The following is a 13,059-nucleotide window of genomic DNA, read 5'->3' as shown; positions in this document are numbered from 1 at the left end:
AACGCGTGTAGGGTTAGCCTAACGTAGTGGCCTAGGCATACGGAAGTGCGCAGCGGACACCATTTATACGGCCGGGGCCCTCTGTTTTTACTCCGGAAAGAGTAGGCCTAGGTGATTGGCTAATGGATAGCAGGAGGGAAGTAAGAAGCAGAAGAACCTAGTTTAGGTAAACTCGTGCTAGATTCGGTCCCGACTCTGCCTTTCCAACCCCTCTACTCTATGAAATTCCTCCTCTGCCTTTCCCTGCTCTCGCTTTCCCTCGGAGCCTACGCTCAGACTACCAAACCCATCAAAGTAGAAGTAAAAAAAACTGAAGGGCGTTATGAGTTACTCCGCGGTGGCCAACCATATTTCATTAAAGGGGCCGGGGGCGGGCAGTTTCCCGAGCGGGTAAAAGCATATGGTGGCAACTCTATTCGGACTTGGAGCACCTATGGGGCCGAAAAAACCTTAGCAGAGGCGAATAAGAACGGCCTCACTGTGATGATGGGCCTAGATGTAGCCCGCGAGCGGCATGGCTTCGACTACAACGACCCCAAAGCCGTGGCCGATCAGCTGCAGCGCCTGCGCGCCGATGTGCTCAAGTACAAAGACGACCCTGCCCTGCTGTTCTGGGGCATTGGCAATGAGCTGAACCTCGACTACACCAACCCCAAGGTGTGGCAGGCGGTACAGCAGATTGCCGAGATGATTCATGAAGTAGACCCCAATCACCCCACCAGCACCGTATTGGCTGGCCTCAACCAGAAGGAGGTGAACTACATCAAGGTAATGTGCCCGGCCGTGGATATCCTGAGCATCAACACTTACGCCGGGCTGGCCTCCATCCCGCAGCAGGTGCGCGACCAGGGCTGGACAGGCCCTTACGTTGTAGCGGAGTGGGGCCCCACCGGGCACTGGGAGAGCCCCGTAACGCCCTGGAAAGCCTCCGTAGAAGAAACTAGCAGCCAGAAAGCCGCCGTGTACCAGAGCCGCTACGAGGCCTCTGTGGCGAAAGACAAAACCCAGTGCCTGGGTACCTATGTGTTTCTGTGGGGCCAGAAACAAGAGCGTACGCCCACTTGGTATGGCCTCTTCACGGAAGACGGGAAAGAGTCAGAAGTAGTGGATGTAATGCAGTACTTGTGGAGTGGCAAGTGGCCTACGAACCGCGCTCCGCACCTGGCATCGTTTCTTTTGAACGGCAAGAAGGCCACCGACAACGTGTATCTGCTGCCCGGCCAGAGCGTACCCGCCGTTGTAGCCGTAACAGACCCGGATAAGGATGCTATGACTTACCGCTGGGAACTGCTGCCGGAAAGCACCGACCTTAAAACCGGCGGCGACCGGGAGGAGCGCCCCAAGCCGATTACTGGCTTAATTCCGGCTGATGCCAAGGCGCAAACTCAGCTTAAAGCCCCCACTACAGAAGGCGCTTACCGCCTGTTTATCTATGCTTATGATGGGCACGATAACGTGGCTACGGCTAACATTCCGTTTTATGTGAAGGCGAAGTAAATCAGTCAAAGCCTATGTCTTTCACCCTTCGCGCCTGGTCGCCCGATGACCTGCCTAGCCTTGTTCGGTGCGCCAACAACCCAGCTATTGCGGGCTTCATGAACGACCAATTTCCGCATCCTTACACCGAGGAAACCGGCCGTAATTTCATTGCAATGGCCAGTCAGGAAGACCCGCTACACATTTTTGCCATTGAGGTAGATGGGCAGGCCGTGGGTGGCATTGGCATTCACCCGCGCACGAATATTGAGCGCAAGAATGCCGAAATGGGGTATTGGCTGGCTGAGCCCTTCTGGGGGCGGGGCATCATCACTGAAGCAGTAAAGCAGCTAGTGGCCTACGGCTTCCAAACCTTCGACATCAACCGCATTTTTGCCCGTCCGTTCGGTACAAACCTAGCCTCACAGCGTGTGCTGGAGAAGGCTGGGTTTGTGCTAGAGGCTCGCTTTGACAGGACGTTCTTTAAGAACGGAGAATACGTAGATGAGCTGGTGTATGCCATTAGACGCCCTGAATAAACAGAGGTCATGCTTGATCTGGCGTCCGCTCACCGAAGCATTTCCTATGGCTAACTACTGGCCTAGGCCTATTGCAATGAAAGCGGTAGAGGATGCTTCGGCTCCGCTTAGCATAACAGAGTGAATTAGGAGCTGGCGAAAAGTGGCCTAGAGGCTTTCCAGCAGTTCATCAAACGTGCGCAGTAGTTCGCTGCGGCCTTCCTCGGGCTCGGTTTCCAGGCGTTGCTCAAATACCTCGCGCTCCGTGAAGTCGTGGAGGCTGCGGGTGAGGGGCTCTTGCGTTTCTTCTTCGCCAAGGGCGCGGAGCTTCACAAGACGGAAGTGGCGGCGGGCCAGCACTTCCAATTGCTTGCGGTCTAGCTCCTGAATCACTTTCAGCAGGGCATCGGCTACTTCCAGCTGGGTTAGCTCGGAGTGAATCTGCACATCGGCCCAGGCTGGTAGCAGGTAGCCAGTGTTATCGTAGGCCTGTAGGCCAGCAACTACTTCCTCCAAAGTGCCGTGGAAGCGGATGAGGCGGCGCGTGCCGGGCACTTCCAGCGTTTCCAGGGTGTGCAGCTTACCTGCTACAAACTCTAGAAGCAGCACCTCTTTGGGGTGGCCAATTTCAGAGAATGACAGCGGAATAGGAGAGCCGGAGTAACGGATATGTTCGCGGCCACCCACGCGCTGTGGGCGGTGTAAGTGGCCTAGTGCCACGTAGTCAAAGACTTCAGGAAAATGATCGGCGGTAATCTGGCCTAGATTGCCTACGTGAATGGTGCGCTCCGAATCGGAAGGGGCGGCGCCGGCGGCGTAGAGGTGGCCGGTGGCCAGCACCGGCAGGCCTAGGCCTTTGAGCTGCCATACCTGCTCCACGGCAGCTAGGCGGGCGTAGTGGTCGGCAATGCCTTGTTTGATGCGGGTTTCACGCTCCTCGGCGGTTTCGCCCGGCACCGACAAGCGCACGTCCCGGTCGCGCAGAAAGGGGGCCGCGCACACTACTAGGCCAGGTTTGCCGGTGGCATCGTCAAGCACTAACACTTGGTCTTCAAAGCACTCGGGTACGCACCCCACCACGTGCACGCGCAAGTGGCGCAGCAAGCGGGCCGGGGCGTTGAGAGTGGCCGGGGAGTCGTGGTTGCCGCCCACTACCACAATATCGCGGCAGCCAGTGCTGCGCATGTTCAGCAGGAAGGAGTAATACAACTCCAACGCCTGGTTGGAAGGAGAGCCAGTATCGAAGACGTCACCAGCAATAACGAGCACTTCCACGCGCTGCTCGCGCACCGTTTGTACCAGCCACTCCAAAAAATGGCGGTGTTCCTCGGTGCGTTCGTGGCCACTGATGAAGCGTTGGCCCAGATGCCAGTCGGCGGTGTGTAGTACGCGCATAGCTACAAAAATACAGTTCTTCTGCCTGAACTGCTACAGCAGGAGTATGCCCGGTGTCTAACTGACGGTCAAAGCACCCCGCAAAATAGCGCGCCAATGCTATGTTGAGAGCATAAGTTCTGGTTGAGGTTGATTGTATGTTATTTTATGAATATATAGAGGAAATATTGCAGTGGTTATAGAACGCAACTGGTTTCATGCTATGTGTAACCGGGGCAGGCCATGGGGGAGCAACTGGTAATTCGGGCTTTCTGATGGCCTTGTATACTTCTAGTTTAGGAAATGTTGGGCCGTTCTTTGGCGGTTCTAACTCGTTGGTGCTTACCATCCCTTCAGGTTCTTCATGCCAGAATATGCCGATATCTTTCCTCATTCGCCGGCGGCGGTCTGGGACCGTAACCAGGCCCTGCGCAGCCTGAAAGATTACGTTGCTATTCGGTATTATGGCTTCGCTGAACGTGGGTATCGGCGCGTATTCGCGCGGCTGCATCCCGAGTGTATTCCAATCATAGTCATCAATTTCAACCGACTGGAAGCCTTACAGCAGCTGATAGAATGGCTCCGTAGTAGCACGAGCAATATTAAAATCATTGTGCTGGATAATCACTCTACGTTTAAGCCGCTACTGGCCTACTATGCCTCCTTGCCCGCCCAGGCCGTTGAAGTCATTTATCTGAAAAGGAACCGCGGACCGCAAGCGGTTCTGAAGCTCGTGCCGTCGCTCCGCCGATTTCACAAATACGTCGTCACCGACAGCGACTTAATTCCCTTCTCCACAACTCCGGGTGATATGCTGGCTAAGCTCTCCGATTTGCTGGACCGATACCCCGAGTACAACCATGCGGGCGCCTCACTGGAAATTGCCGATCTGCCCACCTGTTACCCTTTTCACCGGCAAGTACAGGAGTGGGAAGGCCGCTATTGGGCCCATTTAGTAAACGGAGAGGCCTACGAAGCAGCCATCGACACCACCTTTGCTATGTACCGCGGCAACTCAGACCTGCGCCGCCTACAACCTGCTCTGCGGCTGGCCCGGCCATACACCCTAAAACACGTAGATTGGTATGTGAACCCCGAGCAAGTGTCGGAGGAATATGCTTACTACCTAGGCACTTGCTCATGCGTGGCTACTTGGGCCACCAAATGGAATAGTGAGCATTCGTGAGCGGAGGAAGCGCTAAACGCACGCTTTAAACACAATACCTTGCTCTAGCAGGCGCTCCACCACGGCGTAAAAGGCGTGGCTGGTTTCGGCGTGGTCGTGGAGCAGAATGATTTCTGCTGAGCCTGGAAACGACAAGCCATACGCCGCGGCAGGCACGGGGCCTCTGGGGTCAGGTGGGGTTGGGTGCTCTAGCCGAGCCAGAATACTGGATAGCGTGTGTCCGCCCCGCCAAGAGGGTGTTTGTAACAGGCTCCATTCCAGCACATCAAACGTCCAGGGCCAATCTTTTTCTTGCTGGTAGGCCTGTAAGTAAGAGTAGGTGATATCTAGGAAAGGCGGGAACTGGTAGCCTAGGGCGTGTAGATAGTGCTGAATAGCCGCCTCGCGGGCTAACCCGCGGGTGCGAGCTTGGCGCACGCGCTCCGGGAAAAACCGTCGTACCTGCTCGGCCAGGCGGTGCCACCGGCGCGTGCTCGGTGGGCCTGAGCCTTTCCACCGCGCCGACTCGCCCTGTAGCAGGTGGCCTAGCTTCAGGTCGCCCCGGTCGCCGTAAGGAAAACGGAAGTACTTGTGCTGCCATGGCACGCCCGCTCGGTTGTACACCGCCGCTAGCACCGCATCGGTTTTGCGAATCTGCTCCTGACACTCAGCTAGTGAAATGGTGGAGAAGGAGGGATGATCGTAAGAATGATTGCCCAAGATATAGCCCAACTGCACGGCCCGCACGGCAGCTTCTGGCTGTTGCGCCAGCAGGTCGCCGCGGCAGAAGAACACGGCCGGAATGCGTTGCTGCTGCAGGAATGTGAGCTTCGCGGTAAAATCCGACGAAGGCGCGTCGTCGATGGTAAGGTAGGCCACCTTTTCCATGGGCAGAGGACCGGATGGTATACGAATGCCGGAGTGGGGTAAATAGCTAAAAAAGCGCGGAGGCCCCAAGAGAATGTCCTCCCTGAACCTCCGCGCTACTGTATGCGGCTAGTAACAACGTAAGTGGTTAGTGAACCACTTGGGGCTGAAACGTGGAAATGGCCTCACCCAAATCGAACACTTCTGCGCCTGGCAGGGCCGCCTGCAGAATGCTGGCCCCAGCCGCTGAGCGGTAACCACCAGCACAGTGCACCAAAATAGGTTTATCAGTAGGCACCTCTTGGGCCCGCTCCCGCAACTCCGGCAGCGGAATCAGCAGGGAATTTTCAAAGATGGGCTGCTTGGCTTCCGTGCGGTTACGAATGTCTACTATCGTGAACCGTTCGGGTTGCTCTCTCACCTCCTCTACATGTACTTCCGGGCTGGTAACAGGTAGTAGCTGGGGTGTCAGGAGAGCCCCTCGTACATTGCCCTCGTAGCCAATTTTAGCCGTTTTCCGGATAACGGTGTCTAGGCCTATCTGAGAATCGGCGAGCAGATAAAAGGGCTCTTTGGGGCCTACTATCGAGCCCAGCCAGGTTTCAAACTTGCCCCCATCCATCAGGTTGATGGCACCAGGCAAGTGGCCGGCCCTGAATTGCTCGGCGGCACGCGTATCAATTACCAGCACGCCGGGCTCCAGTTCCTTCTCGCTGTAAATGCGCGGTACTGCCCGTATGCTGTCCTCAAAAGGCAGGGCACCTTGTTTGTTCAACAGCACATCGTGGCCAAAGTACTTGGGCATGAAAGGCTGATCTTCTAGCAGCACCTTCACGAACTCCGCTTCCGACATGGGCTGCAGTGCATAGTTCGATTTCAACTCCTTGCCAATGGTGCTGTCTAGGTCGGGGCTGGTGGTTTTGCCGCAGAGCGAGCCAGGGCCGTGGGCCGGGTACACGCGCGTGGTAGGCGGCAGGGTCATGAGTTTATTCCGAGTGCTGTGGTAGAGCTGAGCCGCCAGCTCTTCGCGGCTGTGGCCACCCACGTTATCGTCCTCGCGCAAGTCGGGGCGGCCTACATCGCCCACAAATAAGGTGTCGCCGGTAAACACGGCGCGGGTCTGGCCAAGCTCATCCATTAGCACAATGCTGATGGAGTCAGGGGAGTGGCCAGGAGTATTGATGGCGTGCAGCTCCACAGTACCAAGCGAAATACGGTCGCCCTCGTCGAAGTACTGGTGTGGGTAGCCGGCTTTTACCAGCTTGCTGACGTAAATGGTAGCGCCTGTTTCCTGGGCAATTTCCAGGTGGCTGCTCACAAAGTCGGCGTGGGGGTGGGTTTCAATAACCCCGATGATCTTAGCCTCGTGCTCGTCGGCGAAGTCGTAATATGGTTGGGGGTCACGGGCGGGGTCGATGATGACCACTTGGCGGCCGCAACGCACGGCGTAGCTCGCGTGAGCCAGGCCTTTGTCGTAGAACTGCTGAATTTGTACCGACGTGGTACTACTGGGCAGAGGACTCATGGGTGTAGGATGTGGTGAATGCGCCACCGTGGGAGCAAGCCCTGACGGGGTGCACGTTTTCAAATATACGCAGCCATAATTGCTATGCTATTGGTTGAGCTCATAATGTCAGGCTAGGCATAGCGTAAGCCACTGAGTACAATGAAGCTACTAAAAACGGATAGAAAGTAGGAGTGATTCGCGAAGGACTAGCGCTTTTTCAATACATCATGAGTAGCTAGGCCAGGTACAGACATAAAAAAAAGCTCTGGCGGTAGGCCAGAGCTTTTTTTTATCAGTGGGGCAGCGAAGACTACGATTTGGCTTTCATCTTCATTTTACCTTTCTGCATACCTTCCTGATGCCTGTCCATTTGCTGGTCACGCATCTGGGTGTACTTGGTCAGTTGCTCGGGCGTAAGCACTGCCTTCAACTGGGTATCGTACTTGTCGCGGGTAGCTTTCATGGATTGCATAGCCGCCTGACGGTCAGTGCCAGCCGAAGCATTGCCGCGTGCTGACTGCAGCTCCTGGGCCTCGGCCAGGGCAATGCTGCGCACCTGCGTGGTTTGGTCGGCGGAGAGGCCTAGCTGCTTAGTCAGGTGCTGAGCCTGCATATCAGCGCGCTGCTCGGGCGTCATGTTCATACGGCCCTGGCCCTTCTGGCCCTGACGCAACACCCGGGCGTTGGCTGGAGCAGTTTGGGCAGCAGCTGAACCGGCAGTAAGTGCAACGGCGGCGAGGAGGACAAGCATCTTTTTCATAATTGTGGAGTCTGTGTGGAGAGTTACGGCTGGTTAGAGAGCCGCGCCAGGCCAGGGTTTAAAGGAGGGCCCAAAAACTGGTTTGCAACATCCCTGCCAGCGTCAGCAATCAACAGAAAGGCCTATATTCGGGCCACGTTGCCGCTTGCAGACGGCTTTTATTGTAAAATCTTCACCTCACTCACCTTTTTCTTTCCTCTCTCACAACCTATATGGCAAATATTTTCGCCAAAAAACCGCTGTCCCAGCTGCTGGGTGAAGCCAACTCCTCCGGGGAAGGCTCACTAAAGCGCACATTGGGAGCGGCTAACCTCGTGGCCCTAGGCGTGGGCGCTATCATCGGGGCTGGCTTGTTTGTGCGCACCGCCGCTGCTGCCGCGCAGGCAGCCGGACCGGGTGTTACGCTGGCCTTTATCGTGGCCGCTATTGGCTGCGCTTTTGCAGGCCTTTGCTACGCCGAGTTTGCGGCCATGATTCCAATTGCTGGCTCAGCGTACACCTATGCCTATACTACCATGGGCGAGTTTGTGGCCTGGGTAATTGGCTGGGCTCTGATTATGGAATATGCCCTGGGGGCCGCTACGGTAAGTATTGCCTGGAGCGAATACCTCAATAAGCTCTTAGAAGTCTTTGGCACCCGAATACCCTTTGAGCTGTGCCACGCGCCCAGCGAAGGGGGCTGGCTGAACCTGCCCGCGCTGTTGGTAATCATTGCTCTGAGCTTGCTGCTCATCAAAGGCACCCAGGAGTCGGCTACGTTCAACGCTATTATTGTGGTGGTGAAGGTGGTTATCGTGTTGGTATTCATTGCCGTAGGTTGGCAGTTTATCGACCCCGCTAACCACACGCCCTACCTGATTCCGGCTGATGCAGCACCCGTAACTGATGCCGCTGGCAAAGTAGTACACGAGTACACCAACTGGAACAAGCACGGGTACGGTGGTATCCTTGGTGGCGCCGCCATCGTGTTCTTCGCCTTCATTGGTTTCGATGCCGTGAGCACCGCCGCCCAGGAAGCCAAGAACCCCAAGCGCGACATGCCCATCGGTATCCTCGGCTCACTGGCAGTCTGCACCATCCTCTACATCCTGTTCGGCCACGTGCTGACGGGCGTTGCCAACTGGCGTGAGTTTGCCGACCCCGCCAAGGGCGGCGAGGCTTCAGTGGCCTACGCCATCCGGGAGCATATGCCCGGCTACAGCTGGCTGTCTACGGCTGTTACGGTAGCTATTTTGGCCGGCTTCTCTTCGGTAATCTTGGTAATGCTCATGGGCCAGAGCCGCGTGTTCTTCTCCATGGCTAATGATGGCCTCATGCCGAAGGCTTTCTCGGAACTGCACCCCAAGTTCCGCACTCCTTACAAGTCGAACTTGGTGCTGCTGGTATTCGTGGGCGCTTTTGCTGCTTTCGTGCCTGGCTCCCTGGCCGGCGACCTTACCTCCTTCGGTACGCTGCTGGCCTTCGTGCTGGTGTCAATCGGTGTATGGCTCATGCGTAAGTCTGACCCCAACCAGCACCGCCCATTCCGCTCGCCGCTTTCTTCGGCTAGCTTCCCGCTTGTACCAATCCTGGGTGCTGCCATCTGTCTGCTGATGATTGCTGCCCTCGACCTGTTCACCCTGAAAGTGGCTATTGGCTGGATGATTCTGGGCTTCATCGTCTATTTCATCTACGGCAAAAACAACTCTAAGCTCCAGCAAGGCATTGTAGTGGTGCCCAAGGAGATGGAAGAAGAATTCTTCATCGAGCCCCTCGACAAGAAATAACCTGCTAGGCCACTAGCGCAGCAAAAGCCCCGTCGGATTATCCGACGGGGCTTTTTTTGTGAAGGTCGAGGGGGCTGAGTAATGCAAGCAGCGCTACTTGGCTTCTTTTACCTCGCTTTGCAGCTTCAGCACCTTGTCGCCGTTTTCCTGCACAATAAGGAAGGCCGGGTTCTGGGGGGTACCGTTGCGGGTGATTTCAGCGCCCTGCAGTTTGCGGGTTACGCTCTCTTTATGGGTTTCTTCTATTTTGCCGGTGGCCGTGCCAGTGCCATATTTCCAGCTGACTTTGGTGCCTTTGCGCATGACTGAAGTGCTTGATGAGTTGCGGGATACAGGAACATACTGTAGCGGTGGCCCTAAGGTTGAGGTGGCCTAGTAGTGTTGATAGTATTATGCGCAGTTTCTTTAGCTACATTTGGTGAGGTCGGTTCTGCCGATTCCCCAACCATAAGCACTTCTCTATCTCCCAACTCTACTTCCGCAACCTTATGCACATTGACCTGCGCCGGCTTGGGCTGGCGGGTGGCCTGCTCGTGGGCAGCCTTTCGGTGGCCTATGCTCAGTCGAGCACGTTTCCGCGCAATGGCGTCTACGACGACCGGCCCGGCCTGTTCGCTTTCACGCACGCCACCATTTATACTGACTACAAAACCCGGCTGAATGATGCCACGCTCATTATTCGGGATGGGAAAGTAGAAGCCGTAGGCCCCAACGTGAAAATTCCGGCTGGGGCCGTGGTGCAGGACCTGAAAGGCAAGTTCATCTATCCCGGCTTCGTGGACCTCTACGCCAGCTACGGCGTGCCGGAGGTAAAGGCCCCTGAGCGCCAGGGTCGCCGCGGTGGCCCTCAGTTTGAAAGCCAGAAAACCGGTGCCTACGACTGGAACCAAGCCGTGCACCCTGAGGTAAATGCCGCCGAGCTGTTTAAGGCCAACGCCGAGCAGGCCGATGCCCTCCGCAAGTTGGGCTTCGGGGCCGTGCTCACTCACCAGCCCGATGGCATCGTGCGCGGTACGGCTGCTCTGGTAAGCCTGAATACTAACCGCAAGGAAACCGAACTGATTCTGCAGGATCACGCCGCCGCGGCATACTCCTTCGATAAAGGCACCAGCACCCAGGATTATCCTTCGTCGCTGATGGGCAGCATTGCCCTGCTGCGCCAGAGCTACCTCGATGCCGACTGGAACCAGCGCAACCCCGCCCGCGAGCAGAACCTCTCACTGCGCGCTTTAAATCAGCAGCGCAGCCTGCCAGCCATCTTTGAAGTACGCGACAAGCAGAGCCTGTTGCGCGCCGACAAAGTGGGGGATGAGTTTGGGGTGCAGTACATCATCAAGGGGCGTGGTGACGAATACCAGCGCCTGCCCGACATACAGGCCACCAAAGCGCCGCTCATCCTGAGCCTGAACTTCCCCGATCCGTACCTCGTGGATGATGTGTACGACGCTATTCGGGTGCCCCTGCAGGATCTGAAGCACTGGGAAATGGCGCCCGCCAATGCTGGCCTAGTGGCCAAAGCTGGTGTGCCCTTCGCCCTGTCCGCCGCTGACCTCAAGGACAAGAAAAAGTTCTTGCCCAATCTGCGCAAAGCCATTCAGTACGGCCTCACGGAGGAGCAAGCGTTGCAGGCGCTTACGGCCACGCCGGCCATGCTCGTGAAAGCTCAGGATAGGGTAGGGGCTCTGAAGCCCGGCATGCAGGCCAACTTTCTGGTGTGCTCCACCCGCCTCTTCGCCCCCGAGAGCGTAATGCTCGACAACTGGGTGCAGGGTGAGCGGTACCAACTCAGCGAAATTCCGAATGACTATCGCGGCGTGTACACGCTTAAAGTTGGTAATCAGCCCGAGATAAAGATGTTGCTGGCCGGCAAGCCGGAGGCGCCAGAGGTAAAGATCGTGAAAGCTGCCGCCGATACCGTGAAGGGGAACCTCAGCGTGAATGGTGAGCTGGCTACACTGGTGTACAACCCCACGCCGAAAACCAAGGGCAGCGGGGCAATACGACTCAGCGGTTACTATACGGCCGATGGCCGCACATTTCAGGGTGATGGACAGCTCCCCGACGCTACAAGTATCAAGTGGAGCGCCCAGCGCCAGGAGCAAGCCACCCGGGCCGCCCGCCGCGACTCGGCTAAGGCCCCGGAGCCGGTGCAGCTAGGCCAGTTGCAGTACCCCTTTGTGGCCTACGGCCGCCCAGCGGTACCAGAGCAACAAACCGTCCTCATCAAGAATGCCACCGTTTGGACCAGTGAAGCCCAGGGCAAGCTGGAAAACACCGATGTACTGCTGCAGAACGGCAAAATTGCCAAGATTGGGCGCAACCTCTCCGTGCCCAGCGGTGGCCGCACCGTGGACGGTACCAGCAAGCACCTTACCCCCGGTATCATCGATGAGCACTCTCACATTGCCATTTCCGAAGGCGTGAATGAAGGCACCCAATCAGTAACCAGTGAGGTGCGGATTGGCGACGTAGTGGACGCCGAGGACGTGGACGTGTACCGCGACCTGGCTGGCGGCGTAGTAGCCGCCCAGCTGCTGCACGGTTCTGCCAACCCTATCGGGGGGCAATCGGCCTTGATTAAGCTGCGCTGGGGCCAAACCGCCGAGCAGATGCAAATCAAAGGAGCGCCCGGCTTCATCAAGTTTGCCCTCGGCGAGAACGTGAAGCAAAGTAACTGGGGTGAGGCCAACATCCTGCGCTTCCCGCAAACCCGCATGGGTACTGAGCAGGTATTTGTGGATGCCTTTACGCGCGCCAAGGAGTACGAGCAGGAGTGGAAGGCCTGGAACAAGCTCGGCAAGGCCAAACAGAAAAAAGGAGAGGCCCCGCGCCGCGACTTAGAGCTAGAGGCGCTGGTTGAAATTCTGAATGAGAAGCGCTTTATCACCTGCCACAGCTACGTGCAGTCGGAGATTAACATGCTGATGAACGTGGCCGACCGGATGAACTTCAAGGTGAACACCTTCACCCACATTCTGGAGGGCTACAAAGTGGCTGATAAAATGAAGCAGCACGGCATCAATGCCAGTACCTTCTCCGACTGGTGGGCGTACAAAAATGAGGTGCGCGATGCCATTCCTTACAATGCGGGCATTATGCACAACGCGGGCCTTAACGTGGCCATCAACTCCGACGATGCCGAAATGAGCCGCCGCCTAAACCAGGAAGCCGCCAAAATAGTGAAGTACAGTGGCCTATCGGAGGAAGAAGCCTTTAAGCTGGTGACAATTAACCCAGCCAAAATGCTGCACCTCGATAAAAACATGGGCAGCATTAAGGAGGGCAAGGATGCCGACGTAGTGCTCTGGAGCGACAACCCGCTGAGCATCTATGCCCACCCAGAGCGCACCTTCGTAGATGGCCGCCTACTGTTTGACGTGGAAAGCGACCAGCAAATGCGCCTGGAGATGCAGAAAGAGCGCCTGCGCATTGTACAGAAAATGCTGGAGGCCAAAAAGGGCGGCGCGCCCACGCAAATGCCCTCGGCACGCCCCAACCAGCACTTCCACTGCGACACCGTGGGCGAAGAGAAGGAACTGGACCAGTAGTGGCCTAGGCCACCGGACCTACACTAAAAATCAACTTTCGGGCCGCAATAAGAGTGGCCTGACAAGCTAAACCGACTA

The 13,059-nt window shown here is 56.7% G+C and carries 10 protein-coding genes; 5 read left to right on the top strand and 5 right to left on the bottom strand.

Annotated features, from left to right (window positions below; genetic code table 11):
• The first annotated feature begins 219 nt into the window (after window positions 1-219).
• Both EU557_RS02630 and EU557_RS02625 read left to right on the top strand, forming a co-directional pair.
• Entirely contained in the window at window positions 220-1,497 is a 1,278-nt protein-coding gene (locus EU557_RS02630; protein WP_135528855.1) for a glycoside hydrolase family 2 TIM barrel-domain containing protein, read from the top strand.
• A gap of 14 nt (window positions 1,498-1,511) precedes the next feature.
• Window positions 1,512-2,015 (top strand): GNAT family N-acetyltransferase, encoded by a 504-nt coding sequence (locus tag EU557_RS02625; protein WP_135528854.1) that lies wholly within the window; start codon window positions 1,512-1,514, stop codon window positions 2,013-2,015.
• 147 nt (window positions 2,016-2,162) lie between these two features.
• Here the strand turns inward: EU557_RS02625 and sbcD are convergent, their stop codons facing one another.
• Window positions 2,163-3,389, bottom strand: a complete 1,227-nt coding sequence (gene sbcD, locus EU557_RS02620) for an exonuclease subunit SbcD (RefSeq protein WP_135528853.1) — start codon at window positions 3,387-3,389, stop codon at window positions 2,163-2,165.
• A 343-nt stretch (window positions 3,390-3,732) separates the two neighbouring features.
• Between sbcD and EU557_RS02615 the strand changes: the two genes are divergently transcribed.
• Window positions 3,733-4,554, top strand: coding sequence for a glycosyltransferase (locus EU557_RS02615; protein WP_135528852.1), 822 nt, complete (start codon window positions 3,733-3,735; stop codon window positions 4,552-4,554).
• Window positions 4,555-4,566: 12 nt separating this feature from the next.
• Here the strand turns inward: EU557_RS02615 and EU557_RS02610 are convergent, their stop codons facing one another.
• From EU557_RS02610 to EU557_RS02600, 3 genes are all read right to left on the bottom strand, one after another.
• A complete protein-coding gene (locus EU557_RS02610; RefSeq protein ID WP_135528851.1) occupies window positions 4,567-5,421 on the bottom strand; it encodes a polysaccharide deacetylase family protein in 855 nt (284 codons plus the stop codon).
• A gap of 127 nt (window positions 5,422-5,548) precedes the next feature.
• Window positions 5,549-6,925, bottom strand: a complete 1,377-nt coding sequence (locus tag EU557_RS02605) for an MBL fold metallo-hydrolase (protein WP_135528850.1) — start codon at window positions 6,923-6,925, stop codon at window positions 5,549-5,551.
• A 292-nt stretch (window positions 6,926-7,217) separates the two neighbouring features.
• Entirely contained in the window at window positions 7,218-7,667 is a 450-nt protein-coding gene (locus tag EU557_RS02600) for a hypothetical protein (protein ID WP_135528849.1), read from the bottom strand.
• A 212-nt stretch (window positions 7,668-7,879) separates the two neighbouring features.
• Between EU557_RS02600 and EU557_RS02595 the strand changes: the two genes are divergently transcribed.
• Window positions 7,880-9,433: an amino acid permease gene (locus EU557_RS02595; RefSeq protein ID WP_135528848.1), complete on the top strand. Its 1,554-nt coding sequence runs from the start codon at window positions 7,880-7,882 to the stop codon at window positions 9,431-9,433.
• Window positions 9,434-9,526: 93 nt separating this feature from the next.
• On the opposite strand, the gene EU557_RS02590 is transcribed toward EU557_RS02595, so the two are convergent.
• Window positions 9,527-9,736 (bottom strand): hypervirulence associated TUDOR domain-containing protein, encoded by a 210-nt coding sequence (locus EU557_RS02590; protein WP_135528847.1) that lies wholly within the window; start codon window positions 9,734-9,736, stop codon window positions 9,527-9,529.
• A gap of 185 nt (window positions 9,737-9,921) precedes the next feature.
• On the opposite strand from EU557_RS02590, the gene EU557_RS02585 reads away from it, so the two are divergent.
• Window positions 9,922-12,981, top strand: a complete 3,060-nt coding sequence (locus EU557_RS02585; RefSeq protein WP_135528846.1) for an amidohydrolase family protein — start codon at window positions 9,922-9,924, stop codon at window positions 12,979-12,981.
• Window positions 12,982-13,059 lie beyond the last annotated feature (78 nt).

It is taken from the genome of Hymenobacter wooponensis (assembly GCF_004745865.1).
GTDB classification, from domain to species: domain Bacteria; phylum Bacteroidota; class Bacteroidia; order Cytophagales; family Hymenobacteraceae; genus Hymenobacter; species Hymenobacter wooponensis.
The sequence above is the reverse complement of the archived record's forward strand: the minus strand, read 5'-3'. Positions and strand labels throughout refer to the sequence as shown.